Origin of the sequence: Arthrobacter sp. zg-Y1116 (assembly GCF_024385485.1) — a bacterium.
Lineage (GTDB): Bacteria > Actinomycetota > Actinomycetes > Actinomycetales > Micrococcaceae > Arthrobacter_B.
Window position 1 is genome coordinate 1 of the sequence record NZ_JANFLR010000001.1, and the last position, 17,944, is coordinate 17,944.

15 protein-coding genes are annotated in these 17,944 nt (G+C 65.3%); 6 read left to right on the plus strand and 9 right to left on the minus strand.

The features are described 5' to 3' along the window. Positions 1-556: 556 nt before the first annotated feature. From NNX34_RS00005 to NNX34_RS00015, 3 genes are all read right to left on the minus strand, one after another. Entirely contained in the window at positions 557-1,345 is a 789-nt protein-coding gene (locus NNX34_RS00005; RefSeq protein WP_370646903.1) for an MBL fold metallo-hydrolase, read from the minus strand. A 7-nt stretch (positions 1,346-1,352) separates the two neighbouring features. Beyond that, entirely contained in the window at positions 1,353-2,459 is a 1,107-nt protein-coding gene (locus NNX34_RS00010) for a branched-chain amino acid aminotransferase (RefSeq protein ID WP_255764568.1), read from the minus strand. A 61-nt stretch (positions 2,460-2,520) separates the two neighbouring features. Further along, entirely contained in the window at positions 2,521-3,585 is a 1,065-nt protein-coding gene (locus NNX34_RS00015) for a 3-isopropylmalate dehydrogenase (protein WP_255764569.1), read from the minus strand. A 146-nt stretch (positions 3,586-3,731) separates the two neighbouring features. Between NNX34_RS00015 and NNX34_RS00020 the strand changes: the two genes are divergently transcribed. From NNX34_RS00020 to NNX34_RS00045, 6 genes are all read left to right on the plus strand, one after another. Then, complete coding sequence (locus NNX34_RS00020) at positions 3,732-4,922, plus strand: sensor histidine kinase (RefSeq protein WP_255764570.1); 1,191 nt, start codon at positions 3,732-3,734, stop codon at positions 4,920-4,922. Positions 4,923-4,927: 5 nt separating this feature from the next. Beyond that, positions 4,928-5,650 (plus strand): response regulator transcription factor, encoded by a 723-nt coding sequence (locus NNX34_RS00025; RefSeq protein ID WP_255764571.1) that lies wholly within the window; start codon positions 4,928-4,930, stop codon positions 5,648-5,650. Positions 5,651-5,654: 4 nt separating this feature from the next. Continuing rightward, on the plus strand, positions 5,655-5,969 hold the full coding sequence (locus NNX34_RS00030; RefSeq protein ID WP_255764572.1) for an MmcQ/YjbR family DNA-binding protein: 315 nt from the start codon (positions 5,655-5,657) through the stop codon (positions 5,967-5,969). 67 nt (positions 5,970-6,036) lie between these two features. Next, positions 6,037-6,807, plus strand: coding sequence for an ABC transporter ATP-binding protein (locus NNX34_RS00035; protein ID WP_255764573.1), 771 nt, complete (start codon positions 6,037-6,039; stop codon positions 6,805-6,807). Positions 6,808-6,809: 2 nt separating this feature from the next. Next, positions 6,810-9,311: an ABC transporter permease gene (locus NNX34_RS00040; RefSeq protein ID WP_255764574.1), complete on the plus strand. Its 2,502-nt coding sequence runs from the start codon at positions 6,810-6,812 to the stop codon at positions 9,309-9,311. 111 nt (positions 9,312-9,422) lie between these two features. Beyond that, complete coding sequence (locus tag NNX34_RS00045) at positions 9,423-9,935, plus strand: hypothetical protein (protein WP_255764575.1); 513 nt, start codon at positions 9,423-9,425, stop codon at positions 9,933-9,935. Positions 9,936-9,989: 54 nt separating this feature from the next. Here NNX34_RS00045 and metG read toward each other — a convergent pair whose 3' ends face one another. From metG to NNX34_RS00075, 6 genes are all read right to left on the minus strand, one after another. Further along, complete coding sequence (gene metG, locus NNX34_RS00050) at positions 9,990-11,555, minus strand: methionine--tRNA ligase (RefSeq protein ID WP_255764576.1); 1,566 nt, start codon at positions 11,553-11,555, stop codon at positions 9,990-9,992. A 9-nt stretch (positions 11,556-11,564) separates the two neighbouring features. Then, positions 11,565-12,299: a hypothetical protein gene (locus NNX34_RS00055; protein WP_255764577.1), complete on the minus strand. Its 735-nt coding sequence runs from the start codon at positions 12,297-12,299 to the stop codon at positions 11,565-11,567. An 86-nt stretch (positions 12,300-12,385) separates the two neighbouring features. Then, positions 12,386-13,981, minus strand: a complete 1,596-nt coding sequence (gene serA / locus NNX34_RS00060) for a phosphoglycerate dehydrogenase (protein ID WP_255764578.1) — start codon at positions 13,979-13,981, stop codon at positions 12,386-12,388. A 173-nt stretch (positions 13,982-14,154) separates the two neighbouring features. After that, positions 14,155-15,180: a ketol-acid reductoisomerase gene (ilvC, locus tag NNX34_RS00065; RefSeq protein ID WP_255764579.1), complete on the minus strand. Its 1,026-nt coding sequence runs from the start codon at positions 15,178-15,180 to the stop codon at positions 14,155-14,157. Between the two features lie 48 nt (positions 15,181-15,228). Beyond that, on the minus strand, positions 15,229-15,741 hold the full coding sequence (gene ilvN, locus NNX34_RS00070) for an acetolactate synthase small subunit (protein ID WP_227918205.1): 513 nt from the start codon (positions 15,739-15,741) through the stop codon (positions 15,229-15,231). 3 nt (positions 15,742-15,744) lie between these two features. After that, positions 15,745-17,652, minus strand: coding sequence for an acetolactate synthase large subunit (locus NNX34_RS00075; RefSeq protein ID WP_255764580.1), 1,908 nt, complete (start codon positions 17,650-17,652; stop codon positions 15,745-15,747). Positions 17,653-17,944: the final 292 nt, after the last annotated feature.

A 17,944-nucleotide genomic window follows, 5' to 3' on the forward strand; every position in this document is an offset into this window, starting at 1 on the left:
GGAAACGGCCTGTTCAACCAATCAAAATAAATTGGTATCAATAAACTTGGCACACTATTGAGTTCTCAAACAACAGACGCAATCCGAAAATACTCGGGAAAACAATGTTTTCCTTTTCTCCTTCGCTGCAATGTTTTTATATCTTATTCCATTCCGGCGTTATTTGCAATTCGCGGTTTCCCTTGTCGGGAACCCGTGAAAGGCGTTTTCCGCCGTTCCGGACCCAGCATCCAACGGAGTCTTTTCCACCGGCCCCGCGAAGGGCGCGCACTGGTTGGACTCTGTTTTTTGTTGGGGTTTGGCCGCCATGCTCGGGCGCTTTTCCAGCGTCCCGGCCGCGGCGACTCATGTAACTCTACACATCGCTTCCGGTCCTTGCAAACCGGATCGAAGTGACCTGTCGCACTGGGCCCGGGAACAGTTTTCCGTCCCCTGCCCTGCCCTGCCCTGCAACCGATGTTTCCATTTTAGGACTGTCCCGCTGCCCCCATGCAAGCCCGCAGCCGGTTTTCCTCGTCACACCCGCGCGGACAGCTCCGGGCCGGAATCTCCTTCGTCAGCTGCCGTTCCGCAGATAGGCGAGCTGCGCGGCCACCGAAAGTTCCGCCGCCCGGCGGACGTTCGCCGGCACATCGGAGTAGACCAAGTCAGCGATCTCCCCCGCGCCGGCGTCCGGCCCGGCTTGTGCCAGGGCTGCCCGGATCTGTTCCAACCTCTCTTCTCGGTGGTCGCGGTAGGTCAGGACCAGGGAACTAAGGTCCGCCTGGACCGGTCCGTGTCCGGGAAGGACCATGGCCGGTCCAAGGTTGGAGAGCATATCCAGTGTGTCCAGGTAATCGCCGAGGTTTCCGTCCGGATAGTCCAGCACGGTAGTACCCCGCCCCAGGATGGTGTCCCCCGTCAGGACGGAACCGTTGGCGCCGTCGTCGGGAAGCCAGAAGCACACCGAATCGGACGTGTGGCCCGGAGCCGCAAGGACCCGGATGTCCACACCTGCAGCGGAGATCTCTTCATCAGCCGCCAGTGGTTTGCCCGACACACAGAAAGCGGGATCGAAGGCCCGCACCGGAGCGCCGGTCAGTTCGGCGAACCGCCGGCTGGCCTCCGTGTGGTCGGAATGCCGGTGGGTGATGAGCACCAGCTCCACGGTTCCGGCATCCGCCAGGGCCTGCAGGTGCTGCTCGTCCCGGGGGCCCGGGTCCACCACCACCGTGCTTCCGGATCCGGGGGCAGCCACAATGTAGCTGTTGGTGCCGTCCAGCGACATGGGACCCGGGTTCGGCGCCAGCCTTACGCGGGTCAGGTCACTGCTGCGGACCACTCCGGATTCCGGAAGCATTGGCATGTTTGTCCTAGGCCAGGCGGGTCAGCCAGCCGTGGGTATCCTCCACGGTGCCGGTCTGGATGCCGAGCAGCTGCTCGCGGATGGACATGGTGACCTCGCCGGGCTTGGAGTCGGCGGAGCCAATGACCTCGTCCTCGGACTTCAGCTGGCCGATCGGGGTAATGACGGCAGCCGTACCGCAGGCGAACACCTCGGTGATCTCGCCGGAGGCAATGCCCTCGCGCCATTCGTCCAGGGTGATCTTGCGTTCCTGGACGTCCATGCCGCGGTCGCGGCCCAGCTGCAGCACGGACGAGCGGGTAATGCCGTGCAGGATGGTGCCGGACAGGGCCGGCGTGACCAGACGGCCGTCCTTGAAGACGAAGAAGACGTTCATGCCGCCCAGTTCTTCAACGGCGTTGTCATTGAATTCGTCCAGGAACAGCACCTGCTTGCAGCCGTTCGCTTCGCCTTCCATCTGGGCAATGAGCGACGCCGCGTAGTTACCGCCGCACTTGGCTTCCCCGGTGCCGCCGCGGCCTGCGCGGGCGTACTTGGAGGAGAGCCAGATGGATACAGGCTTCAATTCCCCGCCGAAGTAGTTTCCGGCCGGGGAGGCGATGACCCGGTAGGAGACTTCACGGGCCGGGCGAACGCCAAGGAAGGCCTCCGTGGCGATCATGAAGGGACGCAGGTACAGCGCGGCGCCGTCTCCGTCGGGGATCCAGTCCTGGTCCAGTGCCACCAGCTGGCGGATGGACTCCAGGAACAGTTCCTCGGGCAGTTCGGGCAGGGCAAGCCGGCGGGCGGAAAGGTTCAGGCGGGCGGCATTGGCCTCCGGACGGAAGCTCACCACTGAACCGTCGGCATGGCGGTAGACCTTCAGGCCCTCGAAAATCTCCTGGCCGTAGTGCAGCACGCCGGCGGCAGGATCAATGGAGATGGGACCGTAGGGCTCAATCCGAGCGTTCTGCCACTCCTGCTCGCCGGACTCCCCCGCCTTCCAGTCAATGACGGCGGTGTGATCCGTGAAGTAGTCGCCGAACCCGGGGTTTGCCAGGATGGCTGCACGCTCGGCGGCGAGCTTGGGATTGCTGGAAAGCTCCTGGGAAAACTCCAGTGCACTGACGGTCATGATTCCTCCACTGTGAACGGCAAAAGCCCGTTCTACGACTGCTTATTGGCTATGCACGAGCTTATGACACTGCGGTGGCAATGGCATCGCCGACCTCAGCGGTGGAACGCCGCGTTCCGTCCCTGCCGGCGAGGTCTTTCTCCACTGCCCGTTCCACTCTGGCCGCTTCTTCGTGGAAGCCCAGATGCTGCAGCAGGAGCGCGGCAGAAAGAATGGCTGCGGTGGGGTCGGCCTTTTGCTGCCCGGCAATATCGGGAGCGGAGCCGTGGACCGGCTCGAACATGGAGGGGAAGGTCCGGTCCATGTTGATGTTTCCGGAGGCCGCCAGGCCGATCCCGCCGGTGATCGCCGCTGCGAGGTCCGTGATGATGTCACCGAACAGGTTGTCGGTGACAATCACGTCGAAGCGTGACGGATCGCTCACCATAAAGATCGTTGCGGCATCCACGTGCAGGTAGTCATGTGTCACCTCCGGGAACTCGGCGGCTACCTTCTCCACGGTGCGCTTCCAGAGCCTGCCCGCATTCACCAGCACGTTGTGCTTGTGGACCAGGGTCAGGTGGCGGCGCGGCCGGGCAGCGGCCCGGCGGAAGGCGTCGCGCACTACCCGTTCCACGCCGTACGCGGTGTTCAGGGATACCTCGGTGGCGATTTCCTGCGGGGTGCCCTCCCGCAGCACTCCCCCGTTGCCGGCGTACGGTCCCTCGGTACCTTCGCGCACCACAACGAAGTCCACGTTGCCCGGAGCAGAAAGCGGGCTGTGCACACCCGGGTACAGGCGGGACGGCCGCAGGTTGACGTAGTGGTCCAGGCTGAACCGCAGCTTCAGCAGCAGTTCGCGCTCTATCAGGCCCGACGGGACGAGCGTGTCCCCCGGTGCGGCACCCACGGCACCGAACAGGATGGCATCGTGCCCCTTGAGCGCTTCCAGCGTGTGCTCCGGAAGCGTCTCGCCGGTTTCCAGCCAGTGCTCCGCTCCCAGCGGGTATTCCGTCAGCTCAAACCGGACGGGGCTGCCGCCGGTTACCGCCAGCAGCACCTTCACTGCTTCGGCGGTGACTTCGGGGCCAATCCCGTCGCCGGGGATGACGGCCAGGGAAATGGTTCGGGGTGTGTCTTCGCTCATGCTGCCCATCCTAGGAAACCGGTCCAGATACCGGGCAACCCGTCCCGCATCGTGGACACCCGGGACGGACCTCCGGGACATCACCTCCGGGAGTTCAACCCGCAGTATGACGCGCGGACGCCCGAACACCCCTAAAGTTGGTTTCCATGCTCGTGCACCGACGACTCTATGCCTGGCTGCAGGCGAACTCCGGGAAAGTGAACTTCTGGCAGGCAATCGCTGCCACGCTCATCTTCGCCGTCCCCTTCCTGCTGGCGGGAGGAGGACAAAACGTCGAGTTCGTCCTGTCCGCGGCCATTTGCATGAGCCTGGCCTGGCGCCGCAGCCGCCCGGTAGCGGCAGCCGCCGTCCAAGCCGCCGCCTGTGTCCTCCAGCTTTTCCTGGTCCCGGTCACCGGCCTGCCGGCAGACATCTTCGTGCTGGTCACTGTGTATTCCCTGGCTGCCTTCGCCCCGCGCTGGGCGAGCATTGCCGGGCTGGCCCTGGCCGCCATCGGCGGGGCACTCTTCCTGATCCGGTATATCTTCCCCGACATCGCCGGGGAGGGCATTTCCGTCATCGCCGTCATCGACCTCGTCGCCGTCGAAGCGGTGGTCCTGGTGGCATGGACGTTCGGCGACCTGACCCGCACCCGTCGCCTGGCCGTGCAGGCCCTCCAGGACCGCGCGCATCGGCTCGAAGTGGAACGCCAACAGGAACGTGAACTCGCCGCCGCCGATGAACGCAGCCACATCGCCCGCGAAATGCACGACATCGTGGCGCACTCACTGTCAGTGATCATCACCCAGGCCGACGGCGCCCGGTATGCGAGCGCCGAGGACCCGGACATCGCGCCGAAGACGCTGGGCGTCATTGCAGAGACCGGCCGAAGTTCCCTGCGGGAGATGCGCCGACTGCTTGGCGTACTGCGCGGCGACGAAGCCGCCTCTACCCGTCCCCTCCCTTCCCTCGCCGACATCGACGAACTGCTGGAGTCCGTTCAACGGGGCGGGCTGGAAGCCGCCTTCAGCGTTACCGGTACGCCGCGGCGCGCCTTGCCGCCGGGGGCGGAGCTTACCGCTTATCGGGTGATCCAGGAGTCGCTCACCAACGTGCTCAAGCACGCCGGCCCGCGGGCGCGTGCCGACGTGGCCCTGCGGTGGACCCCTGCCGGACTGGAACTGGATGTCCACGACGACGGGCTGGGCGCGGCGTCGGCCCTGCACGACGACGGCGCCGGGCAGGGCATCAAGGGCATGGCAGAGCGGCTGTCCCTCTACGATGGAACGTTGAAGGCCGCCCCTGCGGCCGGCGGAGGATTCCGCATTGAAGCATTCATTCCCTACACGGAGGCCTAGCCACAGTGCCGGATTCCCCCTGGACTGCAGCGTCCGACCCGTCCACCGAGCCCGCAGCCCCCATCCGGGTACTCCTCGTTGATGACCAGCAGCTGGTGCGCGGCGGGTTCCGGATGCTGATCAATTCCCAGCCCGACCTCAAGGTTGTTGCCGAAGCCGGTAACGGGCGGGAGGCGCTGGCCGCGCTGGCAGCCGTGTCCGCCGACGTCGTACTGATGGACGTCCGTATGCCCGGGATGGACGGCATCGAAGCCACCTCCCGGATTCTGGACGGCGACACCGGCAGCAAACCCAAGGTCGTAGTCCTGACCACCTTCGACCTGGATGAATACGCGCTCACCGCCATCCAGGCCGGAGCCAGCGGATTCCTCCTGAAGGACGCACCGCCCGAGGAACTCCTGGAGGCCATCCGGACCGTGTACCGCGGGGACGCCGTCATTGCACCGTCTACTACGCGCCGCCTCCTCAACCACGTCGCTCCCCTGCTGCGCACGGCCGGTGCGCCGGGCAGCCGGCATGCCGACGCCGTCGCCTCCCTGACCCCGCGCGAACACGAGGTGTTCACCCTGATTGCGCAGGGCCTGTCCAATCCGGAAATCGCCGCGAAGCTGTACCTGTCCGAAGCGACCGTGAAGACCCACGTGGGGCATATCCTGGCCAAGCTGGAGGCCCGGGACCGGGTACAGGCCGTGGTCATTGCCTACGAGACGGGGATTGTCGCACCCTAGGGGGATGGTCACGGTCGACGACGTTCGCTCCATCTGTCTCTCCCTCCCGGGCGTGACGGAGCGCCTTAGCTGGAAGCAGCCGGCCTGGTTCGCCCGTACCCTGATGGCCCGGATGTGGGAGGACGGTGTCCTGACCGTGAAGAGCGCCGAACGCGAGGCGCTGGCGGCGCTGCAGCCGGACCTGTTCTATTGGACGCCGCACCACAACCGGTCCCCCTTGCTCCTCCTGGCCCGGCTGGAGCATCTGCCTCCGGATGAGCTGTCCGAGCTGCTCCGCGAGTCCTACCGGCTGGCCGGCCCCCTTCCACCCACGGTATGAGACGCTGAGAAAAATGACCTCCTGCCCTCCGATGTAACCGCATCCGCCTCGGCAATACTGTGGCGGTATGACATCACTTGCACAGCATTCCCCTGCGGCCGGCGCCGGAAAACCGCGTCTGGCCGCCGCCGCACAGCTCCTGAACAAGACCTACGGAACCGGCGACACCCGCGTCCACGCCCTGAAGGACGTGGACGTCAGTTTCGAAACCGGTACGTTCACCGCCATCATGGGCCCCTCCGGCTCCGGCAAATCCACACTGATGCACTGCCTCGCGGGCCTGGACACTTCAGACTCGGGCCGTATCTGGGTAGGCGGCACCGAAATCACCGGTCTGAAGGACGCCGATCTCACCCGCCTGCGCCGCGACAGCGTGGGATTCGTGTTCCAGTCCTTCAACCTGGTGCCCACACTGACCGCGGAGCAGAACATCACGTTGCCGGTCTCCCTGGCCAACGGCACCGTGGACCGTGAATGGCTGGACTTCATCACCGAAACCCTCGGCCTGCGGGACCGGCTTCGGCACCGCCCCCACGAGCTTTCCGGCGGGCAGCAGCAGCGCGTGGCCGTGGCCCGGGCCCTCCTGACCCGCCCGCATGTACTCTTCGGCGACGAACCCACCGGCAACCTGGATTCCAAGTCCGGTGCCGAAGTACTCTCGCTCCTTCGCCGCTCCACCAAGGAGTTCGGCCAGAGCATCATCATGGTCACGCACGACCCCGTGGCCGCTTCCTACGCTGACCGCGTGGTCCTGATGAACGACGGCGAGCTGGTCGGGGAACTGGCGCAGCCGACCCCCGAGTCCGTGCTCGCCGCCCTCACCCAGCTGGGGGCATAAGCATGCTGCAGGTAGCCCTGGCGCAGGTGCGCCTGAATGCCCGGCGGTTCATCGCCGTTTCCCTGGCGGTGCTGATTGCCGTCGGCTTCCTCACCGCCACCCTCATCATCAATTCCTCGTCCAAGGCCTCGCTGACGCAGAGCGTCGGCGAGGCGTACCGGAACGCCGATCTGCTCGTCACCAGCGATATGTACAGTGCGGACGCGGCCGTATTGGATGAAGACACCGCCGCCCTGGTCCGGGAGACCCCCGGCGTGGAGGGTATCTACGCGGCCCGGCAGACCTACGTCGCCTTCGGCAAGGACCTGAACGTCGCCCAGCTGGGCAACACCTCGGAGCACGCGGACCTCTTCCCCGTGGACGTACTCCAGGGAACGCTCCCGGTCGCCGACAACGAAGTAGCCGTGGACAAGGACACCGCCGAGCGCCAGGAGCTGACCGAGGGGTCGGTGCTACCCCTCACCGCCTTTATCGATGACCCCACAGGTGAGCAACAAACGGCCGAGCTCACGGTCACTGCCCTGGTGTCCGCGTCCAAGGACCCGCAGCTCATGGGAACCCCGCAGCTGTATTCAACCTCTGCCACGGCGGCTGAGTTCGGTGAGCCCGGGTCCGGTTTCACCAGCATCCAGGTGGCACTGGCCGACGGCGCCTCAGTGGAGGACGTCCGTGCAGCACTGCAGCAGGACATCAGCGGCCTGGAGGGTGTGTACGTCCGCACCGCGCAGGAACAGACGGACGCTGTGGTTGCCTCCTTCACCGGAGGGGAGGACATCCTCACCACCATCCTGCTGGCCTTCGCTGCCGTGGCCCTGCTGGTCTGTGCCCTGGTGGTCTCCAATACCTTCTCGGTGCTGGTGGCCCAGCGCACGCGGGAACTCGCCCTCCTCCGGTGCATTGGCGCCGCCCGCTCGCAGATCCGCCGCTCCGTCATCGTGGAAGCACTGATCGTTGGCATCGTGGCGTCAGTTGCCGGAGTCCTCGCAGCCATTGCACTCGTTGGCGGCATTATCGCCTACCTGAAGAACATCCCGGAGAGCGGCTTCGCAACGCTGTCGGTCTCCCCCCTGGCCGTTGTCGCCGGGCTGGGTGTCGGCATCGCGCTGACAGTCCTGGCCTCGCTGGTTCCGGCACGCGCCGCCACGACCGTTGCACCTCTGGCAGCCCTGCGTCCGGCGGACGACGTCCGTGCAGGAACTCGACGTGGACGTGTCCGCCTGGGCCTCGGGTTGGTACTGCTGGCGGTCGGCGCCGCACTGCTGGCCGTCGGCGCGGTAAAAGGGAACCTGCTCATTGCCTTGCCCGGCGGGATGCTCAGCTTCGTGGGCGTGCTGATGTGCGCCACGTTGTTTGTTCCGTCCCTGGTGCGCACCGTCGGCAGGATCGCGGCGCCGTTGGGTGTGCCGGGCAAGCTGGCGGCCCTCAACGCCGTCCGCAACCCCCAGCGCACCTCCGCCACTTCCTCCGCCCTGCTGATCGGCGTCACCCTGGTGACCATGATGATGACCGGCGCTGCGACCGTCCGAACCTCCCTGGACGGTGTGCTGGCGGCGGAATACCCGGTTGATGTCAGCATCAGCGGTCCCATCGACGACTCGCCGTTCACCTCCACCGACGAGGACGCGGCCCGTGCCGTGAAGGGTGTGCAGGAAGCGGTACTGGTGCCTCCGGCCGGCATGACCGAGACGGAGTACGGACCGTACGGTGTCTATGCCCTGGACCCTGCCGACGCCGCGAAGGTGCTGCAGGATTCCACCCTGGTACTGGAGTCAGGCGTCATCCTGATGCCGCAGGGAACCACGGAGAAAACCCTTACGGTTCAAGGAGCGGCCAAGAGCGTCGAACTGAAGGTGGTGGTCTCGGACAGCAGCCAGCTGCAGCCGCTGATCAGCAGCGAGACTGCCGAAACCCTCGGCGGTCTGCCGGCGGCGGAAGCGGATACCTATCCTGTGCAGCCGCAGCTGTGGCTGACCGTGGCGGACGGCCTGAACACCAACGAGCTGATGGACCTGCGCACCGACCTTGCCGCGGCGGTGGACGTGGAGGACTACGCCGTCTCGGGCTCGGCCATTGAGCGGGGGGCTTTTGAACAGATCATCAACGTCCTGCTGATGGTGGTCACCGGGCTGCTGGGAGTGGCAGTGGTGATTGCCCTGGTGGGTGTGGCAAACACCCTCTCCCTGTCCGTCCTGGAACGCACCCGTGAGTCCTCGCTGCTGCGCGCATTGGGCCTGACCCGCGGACAGCTGCGCGGCATGCTTGCCCTGGAGGCCGTGCTGATTGCCGGTGTGGCTGCCCTGATGGGCAGCATCCTGGGCTCACTGTACGGCTGGTTGGGAGCGGAATCCGCGCTGGGTTCCTTCACCACTGTGGCTCTGTCGCTGCCCTGGCTGCAGCTGCTCGCCGTCCTGGCCGTGGCGCTCCTGGCGGGACTGGCTGCGTCGGTGCTTCCCGCCCGGCGTGCGGCCCGGCTCTCCCCCGTGGCCGGGCTGGCCGCGGACTAGCTCCTCGCGGTCCGGCCGCGGATCTGCAAGGATACTGAACAGGATGAATTACTAAGCAGGCTGATTTCAGCCGGCACGACGAGATGCATCCGGACGACGTGAGGAGAGCACATGCAGCAGTCACAGACGGAACACGAATCGCTGGCCGCCTACCTGGACGACCATCTGGTCGGGGCGGAAACGGGCGTCCGCCTTTTCACAGCCGCGCAGCGCACCTGGGAAGGATCCCCCTATGAGGAAACCTTCGCCCGGCTCGCGGAAGAGATCGCCGATGAACGCGACGAGCTGGAATCCCTGATCCATGCGCTGGGCTATTCGCGCAGCAAGGTGAAGGCGGCTGCGGCCATGGTGGGGGCTGCAGCGGGCAAGCTGGGTCCGCTGAATCCGCTCAGCACCGGCGGCGGCGCCACGGGGCAGCTGGAACTGGAATCCCTGCAGTCCCTGGTGCGGATGAAGGAATCCCTGTGGCGGACCCTGCTGGTGCTTTCCGCCACGGATCACCGGTTCAACACGGCGCGGCTGCAGGAACTCACCGAAACCGCCCGACGTCAGCAGGAAGACGTGGCCGGCGTGATGGAACGCACCGCCGCGCAGCGGTTCCTCGGCTCCGCCGAATCCATCTGACCTGCCCAGGATCCAAAAACACCCCCGGCAACCTGCCGGGGGTGTTTTTATGTCTTAGGCCTGTTCGGCCGGTTCCTCGTACTTCGGGAAGATGGGGGTCGGAGCCGGCAGTTGGGTACCCGGCACCAGCGGCGCGCCGATCGCACTGAACTGCCGGGCGGCGTCGTCGTCCTGGCCCAGGACAGTGAGCAGCTTCGACGCACTTTCCGGCATCACCGGCTGGATCAGGATGGCCACAATGCGCAGCACCTCCAGCGTCACGTAGAGCACGGTGTTCATGCGCTCGACGTCGGTCTTCCGCAGCACCCACGGTGCCTGGTCGGCGAAGTAGGCGTTGGTGTCGCCGAGGACCTTCCATGTGGCTTCCAGTGCCCCGTGGAAATCCTGGACCTCGTAGGCCTCGCGGGAGATCTGCAGCAGGTTCCCGGCCGCTTCCAGCAGCGCAGTGTCCTCGGGGGTGAACGCTCCGGGCTGCGGCACCGCTGCGCCGCAGTTCTTGGCCACCATGGACAGTGAGCGCTGGGCAAGGTTGCCAAGGTTGTTGGCGAGGTCGGAATTCATCCGCCCGACGACGGCGTCGTGGTTGTAGGAGCCGTCCGCACCGAAGGGCACCTCGCGCAGCAGGAAGAACCGCACGGAATCCAAGCCGTACTGCTCGGCCCAGGCCTTCGGAGCCACCACGTTGCCCAGCGACTTGGACATCTTGACGCCCTTGTTGTGCAGGAAGCCGTGGATCATGATCCGCCGAGGCAGCTCCAGCTTGGCGGACATCAGGAACGCCGGCCAGAAGATGGCGTGGAAGCGGGAGATGTCCTTGCCGATCACGTGCACATCGGCCGGCCAGTACTTCTTGAACGCTTCGCTTTCCGTATCCGGGAAGCCGACGCCGGTGAGGTAGTTGGTCAACGCGTCCACCCACACGTACATCACGTGGTCCGGGTTGCCCGGCACGGGCACGCCCCAGTTGAACGTGGTGCGGGAGATGGAAAGATCCTCCAGGCCGCCCTTGACGAAGCTGATGACTTCGTTGAACCGCGAGCGCGGGGCTGCGAAGTCCGGCTGGGATTCGTACAGGGCCAGCAACCGGTCCTGGTAGGCGGAGAGGCGGAAGAAGTAACTTTCTTCTTCCGTCCAGGTCACCTCGGTGTCGGTCTCCTTGGAGTAGCGCACACCGTCCTCGCGGACTTCAGTCTCGTCCTCGGTGTAGTAGGCCTCGTCCCGGACGGAGTACCAGCCGGAGTACTTGGAGAGGTAGATGTCGCCGTTCTCCTCCATCCGCTTCCAGATGGCCTGCGCTGCGGCGTAATGGTCGGCGTCGGTGGTGCGGATGAAGCGGTCATAGGAGGTGCCCATGTCCGCTTCCATCTGTTTGAAGGCGGCGGAGTTGCGGTCCGCGAGTTCCTTGGCGGTAACGCCTTCCTTATCCGCGGACTGCTGCATCTTCAGGCCGTGCTCGTCCGTGCCCGTCATAAAGAACACGTCGTAGCCGTCGAGGCGCTTGAAGCGGGCCATGGCGTCCGTGGCGATGTGTTCGTAGGCGTGCCCGATGTGGGGCTCGCCGTTCGGGTAGGAGATGGCCGTGGTGATGTAGAACGGGGTCTTGGAATCGGAAGAAGTCACATAAGAAAATTACCCTGTTTTAGCGGGACTTGTCGCTTCGGTGCCGGTACGGCGGGCGATGCCCAGCAGGACGGCGGTGTAAAAAAGGCTGATGGTGCACGCCGTTCCCACGATGCTGCGGTAAGGCAACCAGGAGTCCCCCTGCGGCAGGAGGACGAACTCGGCCCCGATACACGCCGCCAGCAGCACCGCCAGGAAAATCTCCACCGCCACCCTGAGCCTGCGTTGCCGGTAGCTGGGCCGAAGCAGCAGCATCAGGGGCAGTACGGGCATAATCCACACCAATTCGTTGACCCACACCGTGGCGATCAGCAAACAGCCGGCCGCACCTGTTCCAAGATAGGCCAGGACGAATCTCCATCCCGTCGGAAGCCCACCCCGGACCCCGTAGAGCGCGGTCAACAAAGCCCAGGGCGGCAGCAGCGCGACCAGCAATTCCATAAAACTGGACTGCGCCGGGACCAGCCACAGCAGCAGGCTCAGCGGAGCCAGATAAACCGCCAGCCGGATTCCGACGGCGGGCGGCCGGGCCGGCGCAAAAACCGTCAGCCCGGTCAGGACCACTGCCAGGGCGAAAACCATCCGGTTGACCAGGACAACCGCGCCTTGATCGTCCCAGCCCCAAAGGACCTGCGTGTTAAGGAAGACGGCGGCATAGGAGCCGATGCCCACCAGCAGCAGGGCGCCCGCCGTCCAGGGCCGTTCGTGCGCCGGCATGGCCTGCTCCGCCGGGGGCTGTGACATGGCCCCAGCATAGCGGGAAGGCCGGCCCTGTTCGGGACCGGCCTTCCGGCGATACTGGCGCTGCCCTCCGGACAGCGGGCGTGCTGCTAGTCCTGCAGGTCCACCTCGCGGGCCACGGTGGCACCGATTTCGAGCTTCAGCGCCTCCAGCACGTCCTGCGGCACGGAGGAATCCACGGTGAGCAGGGACAGTGCCTGGCCGCCCTCGGAGTTGCGGGCCACCTGCATGCCGGCAATATTGATTTCCTTTTCGCCCAGGACCCGGCCCAGGGCGCCGATGACGCCGGGACGGTCCTGGTAGATCAGCACAATGAGGTGCTCGCTGATGGGGATTTCCAGGTCGTACCCGTTCACGCCCACGAGCTTCTGGATCTGCTTCGGACCCGTAAGGGTGCCGGAGACCTCAAGCCGCGTCCCGTCGGACAGGGCGCCGCGGATGGTCAGCAGGTTGCGGTAGTCATCCACGTCCGGGGTGGTCAGCAGCCGGACCTCGATGCCGCGCTGCTCGGCGAGGACCGGAGCATTCACATAGGAGACCTGCTCGGACACGATGTCCGTGAAGATCCCCTTCAACGCCGCCAGTTCCAGTGCCTTCACATCGAGGGCGGCAATTTCTCCGGCTACTTCAATGTCGATGGCGGTCACGGAATCCGAGGCCAGGGCGGTGAAGATCCGGCCCAGCTTTTCGATCAGCGGGATGCCCGGCCGGACGTCCTCGGCAATAACGCCGCCGGCCACGTTCACGGCGTCGGGCACCAGTTCCCCGGCCAGCGCCAGGCGGACGGACTTCGCCACCGAGATGCCGGCCTTTTCCTGGGCTTCGGCGGTGGAGGCGCCCAGGTGCGGGGTGACCACCACGTTGTCCAGGGCGAAGAAGGGCAGGTCGGTGCTGGGTTCCTTGACGAACACGTCGACGCCTGCGCCGGCGATCTTTCCGGCCTGCAGCGCCTCGTACAGGGCTGCTTCGTCCACGAGTCCGCCGCGGGCCACATTCACTACGTAGGCGGTGTCCTTCATCTTCTCGAACGCCTCGGCGCCGAGCATGCCCACCGTTTCCGGGGTCTTGGGCATGTGGATGGTGACGAAGTCGGACTCGGCGAGCAGCTCGTCGAGGGACACCAGCCGGACATTCAGCTGGGCGGCGCGGGCGGAGGTGACATACGGGTCATAGGCGAGGATCTCGGTGCCGAAGCCCTGCATGCGTGCGGCCACCAGGGCGCCGATGCGGCCCAGGCCGATGATGCCGATCTTCTTTTCGAACAGTTCGGTGCCGCTGTACTTGGAGCGCTTCCATTCGCCGTTCTTCAGGGCGGCGCTGGCCTGCGGGATGTTCCGGGCCAGGGACACGATGTGCCCCACCGTCAGTTCCGCCGCGGAGATGATGTTCGACGTCGGCGCGTTGACCACCATCACGCCGGCCTGCGTGGCGGCCTTGATATCCACGTTGTCCAGGCCCACGCCGGCCCGGGCAATAACCTTGAGGTTCCTGGCGGCGGCGATCGCTTCGGCGTCCACCTGCGTGGCGGACCGCACGAGGATGGCGTCGACGTCGGCAATCGCGGCCAGGAGCTGGGAGCGGTCGGCGCCGTCGGTGGTGCGGATGTCGAAGTCGGGGCCCAGGGCCTCGACGGTGGCGGGCGAGAGTTCCTCCGCAAGGAGTACGACTGGTTTGGTGGCAGACACCGATGACCTCTTTACACTTGGAAGATTTCTTTGCACTGGAAGATTGTGTTGGGGCATTTCGTGCAGGAGGCCGGACCCGAGGGGTCCGGCCTCCTTGCCGATTCGGCTTGCCTTTCGAGCTTATCGCGCAGGTGCGGGCGCAGGGCGAATCGGCGCCGGAGATTACGGTCCGGCTAGCGGGCTACCGAACCCTCGGTGTAATCGTCTTCATTCTTGATCCAGGAGAAGAGCTTGCGCAGGTCGCGGCCGGTGGCTTCGATGGAGTGCTCCTCGCCCTTCCTGCGCAGCTCCTTGAACTCCGGGGCACCGGCATCCTGGTCATCGATGAAGCGCTTGGCGAAGGCACCGTTCTGGATGTCCGCGAGGACGGCCTTCATGTTTTCCTTCACGCTCTCGTCAATGACGCGCGGTCCGGAGACATAGTCGCCGTATTCGGCGGTGTCCGAGACGCTCCAGCGCTGCTTGGCGATGCCGCCTTCGACCATCAGGTCCACGATCAGCTTCAGCTCGTGCAGCACCTCGAAGTACGCGACCTCCGGCTGGTAGCCGGCCTCCGTCAGGGTTTCGAAGCCGTACTGGATCAGCTGCGAGGCGCCGCCGCAGAGTACCGCCTGCTCGCCGAACAGATCGGTTTCGGTTTCTTCGGTGAAGGTGGTTTCGATGACGCCGGCGCGGGTGCCGCCGATGGCCTTGGCGTAGGACAGGGCCAGTTCCTTGGCGGTACCGGAGGGGTTCTGCTCGACGGCGATCAGGTCCGGGACGCCGCGGCCGGCTTCGAATTCGCGCCGCACAATGTGGCCCGGGCCCTTGGGAGCCACGAGCGCGACGTCGACGTCGGCCGGCGGCTGGATGTAACCGTAGCGGATGTTGAAGCCGTGGCCGAAGAACAGGGCGTCGCCGGCCTGCAGGTTCGGGGCGATGTCCTCGGCGTAGACGAAACGCTGCACCTGGTCAGGGGTAAGCACCATGATCAGGTCCGCTTCGGCGACGGCGTCCGCCACGTTCAGCACGCGCAGGCCCTCGGCCTCTGCCTTGGCACGCGAGGCGGAGCCTTCCTTGAGGCCCACGCGGACGTCCACGCCGGAGTCGCGCAGGCTGAGGGCATGGGCGTGGCCCTGGCTTCCGTAGCCGATGACGGCGACGGTACGGCCCTGGATGATCGACAGGTCTGCGTCGTCGTCGTAATACATGTCAGTCACTTTGGTTATCTCCTACTGGTTTCTAAGGACAAGGGTCTGTGGGGGAACTCAGGCGCTGCGCAGCGCGCGGTCGCTCATGGATTTTGAGCCGCGGGCAACGGCCAGGGTTCCGGATTGGACTATTTCGCGGATGCCGAAGGGCTCAAGCACCGAGAGCAGTGCGTTGAGCTTGTCGGCGGTGCCTGTTGCCTCGACGATGAGCGAGTCGGTGGAGACATCCACTATCGAGGCGCGGAACAGCTCGGCTGCCTGGGTTACCTGCAGCCGGGTTGCGGCATCCGCGCGGACCTTGACCAGGATGTGGTCCCGCTGCACGGAAGAATCCGGAACCAGCTCGACAATCTTGATGACGTTGATGAGCTTGTTCAGCTGTTTAGTGACCTGCTCGAGCAGGTCACCCTCGGCGTCGACCACTACGGTGATGCGGGACATGCCCGGCACCTCCGAGGGGCCCACAGCCAGGGAATTGATGTTGAATGCCCGGCGGGCAAACAGCGAGGCGACCCGGGTCAGCACGCCGGGAACGTCTTCTACCAGCACGGAAAGGGTGTGGCGGGCCATTTCCTAGTCCTCCTCTTCCCAGGTGGGAGTCATGTTGCGGGCAATCTGGATCAGGTCGTTGCTGACACCGGTGGGAACCATCGGCCACACCATGGAGTCGCGGCTGACCACGAAGTCGATCACCACGGGGCGGTCATTGATCTCCAGCGCCTGCGCGATGGTCGCGTCGATATCCTCGTCGCGTTCGCAGCGCAGGCCTACGCAGCCGTACGCCTCGGCCAGCTTGACGAAGTCCGGGATCCGCACGGTGTCATGCCCGGTGTTGAGGTCCGTGTTGGAGTAGCGGGACTCGTAGAAGAGCGTCTGCCACTGCCGGACCATGCCCAGCGAGGAGTTGTTGATGATGGCGACCTTGATCGGAATGTTGTTGATCAGGCAGGTGGCCAGTTCCTGGTTGGTCATCTGGAAGCAGCCGTCGCCGTCGATGGCCCAGACCACCCGGTCCGGTGCGCCCACCTTCGCGCCCATGGCCGCAGGCACCGAATAACCCATGGTGCCCAGTCCGCCGGAGTTCAGCCAGGCCCGGGGGCGCTCGTACTTGATGAACTGTGCGGACCACATCTGGTGCTGGCCCACGCCGGCCACGTAGACGCCTTCGGGGCCGGTCATCGCACCGATGCGTTCGATGACCTTCTGCGGGGCAATCAGTCCGTCTTCGGGCGTGGCGTAACCGATCGGGTAGGTTTCACGCAGCCGGTTCAGCACGGCCCACCAGGCCGAGATGTCGGGTTTCGCGGTTTCGAATTGTCCGCGCACGGCGTCGGCCAGTTCGGGGATGATTTCCTTCACCGAGCCCACAATCGGTACATCCGCCGGACGGTTCTTGGAGATCTCCGCCGGGTCGATGTCCGCGTGGATGACTTTGGCGCCGGGTGCGAAGGAGCTCAGCACCCCGGTGACCCGGTCATCGAAACGGGCGCCGAGGGTGATCAGCAGGTCCGACTGCTGCAGGGCGGTCACGGCGGAAACCGCACCGTGCATCCCGGGCATGCCGACATGCAGTTCGTGCGAGTCGGGGAAAACGCCGCGGGCCATCAGCGTGGTGACCACCGGGGCGCCCACCAGTTCGGCCAGTTCGAGCAGCTCCGCCGAGGCGTTGGCCTTGAGCACGCCGCCGCCCACGTAGAACACGGGCCGCTGCGAGGCGGCAATCAGGCGGGCAGCCTCGCGCACCTGCTTGGAATGTCCGCGGACCACGGTGCGGTAGCCCTGCAGATCGATCTTCGGCGGCCAGGAGAAGGTGGTCTTCGCCTGCTGCGCGTCCTTGGCAATGTCGACGAGGACCGGACCGGGACGGCCCGACGTCGCAATATGGAAGGCCTCGGCCAGCACCCGGGGGATGTCGGCGGCATCGGTCACCAGATAGGAGTGCTTGGTGATGGGCATCGTGATGCCCACGATGTCGGCTTCCTGGAAGGCATCGGAGCCGATGAACGCGCTGGAGACCTGTCCGGTGATGGCGACCATCGGCACGGAGTCCATGTGGGCGTCGGCAATGGCGGTGACGAGGTTGGTGGCCCCGGGTCCGGAGGTCACAATGCAGACGCCGGCCCGTCCGGTCACCATGGCGTAGCCTTCGGCTGCATGGCCTGCGCCCTGCTCGTGCCGGACCAGGATGTGCCGGATCTTGGTGGAATCCATGAGCGGGTCATAAGTGGGCAGGATGGCGCCGCCGGGCAGTCCGAAGACTTCGTCGACGCCGAGTTCCTCAAGCGAACGGACGATGGCCTGCGAGCCGGTCATCTCGGTGGGCGGAACGGTGTTGTTGGGCCCCTGGATGCGCTCATCCGCGGCTTCCGGATGCGCAGACACGGAACTGGCTACGTCTTTGGTCTTGGCTGCTGCCGCGCGTGCAGCGGCATTTGCCTTCGAGGCCATCAGCGAAGGGCTGATTGGCGATCCCTTACTCATCGGAACTTCCTTTGCGGATGCTAATCCATGGTCAATGCGGTCATGCGACGGCCGGCCCGGGTTGTGCCCGGTACGGCTTCTGTGTTCAGCGAAGCCAAAACTGACGATGCCAATAAAAAAACCCCTCGTGCCTGTTGGCTCCGTAGGGGTTCGCGCGTGACGTCTTAGACAAGTCGGGCTGTTACGCCACGCGCTTGATAAGGACGACGGGTACGATCTGCATACCGTTCAGTCTTGCGTTCCCCTACGGGGGTGTCAATCTTATGAGACGTCCGTCTCACTATCTGGACGT

Coding starts and splice junctions, on each gene's coding strand:
- NNX34_RS00015 (WP_255764569.1), bottom strand. CDS start 3,585: ATGAGCGAAGACACACCCCGAACCATTTCCCTGGCCGTCATCCCCGGC.
- NNX34_RS00010 (WP_255764568.1), bottom strand. CDS start 2,459: ATGACCGTCAGTGCACTGGAGTTTTCCCAGGAGCTTTCCAGCAATCCC.
- ilvN (WP_227918205.1), bottom strand. CDS start 15,741: ATGGCCCGCCACACCCTTTCCGTGCTGGTAGAAGACGTTCCCGGCGTG.
- NNX34_RS00045 (WP_255764575.1), top strand. CDS start 9,423: ATGCAGCAGTCACAGACGGAACACGAATCGCTGGCCGCCTACCTGGAC.
- NNX34_RS00040 (WP_255764574.1), top strand. CDS start 6,810: ATGCTGCAGGTAGCCCTGGCGCAGGTGCGCCTGAATGCCCGGCGGTTC.
- NNX34_RS00075 (WP_255764580.1), bottom strand. CDS start 17,652: ATGAGTAAGGGATCGCCAATCAGCCCTTCGCTGATGGCCTCGAAGGCA.
- NNX34_RS00030 (WP_255764572.1), top strand. CDS start 5,655: ATGGTCACGGTCGACGACGTTCGCTCCATCTGTCTCTCCCTCCCGGGC.
- NNX34_RS00035 (WP_255764573.1), top strand. CDS start 6,037: ATGACATCACTTGCACAGCATTCCCCTGCGGCCGGCGCCGGAAAACCG.
- NNX34_RS00020 (WP_255764570.1), top strand. CDS start 3,732: ATGCTCGTGCACCGACGACTCTATGCCTGGCTGCAGGCGAACTCCGGG.
- NNX34_RS00005 (WP_370646903.1), bottom strand. CDS start 1,345: ATGCCAATGCTTCCGGAATCCGGAGTGGTCCGCAGCAGTGACCTGACC.
- NNX34_RS00055 (WP_255764577.1), bottom strand. CDS start 12,299: ATGTCACAGCCCCCGGCGGAGCAGGCCATGCCGGCGCACGAACGGCCC.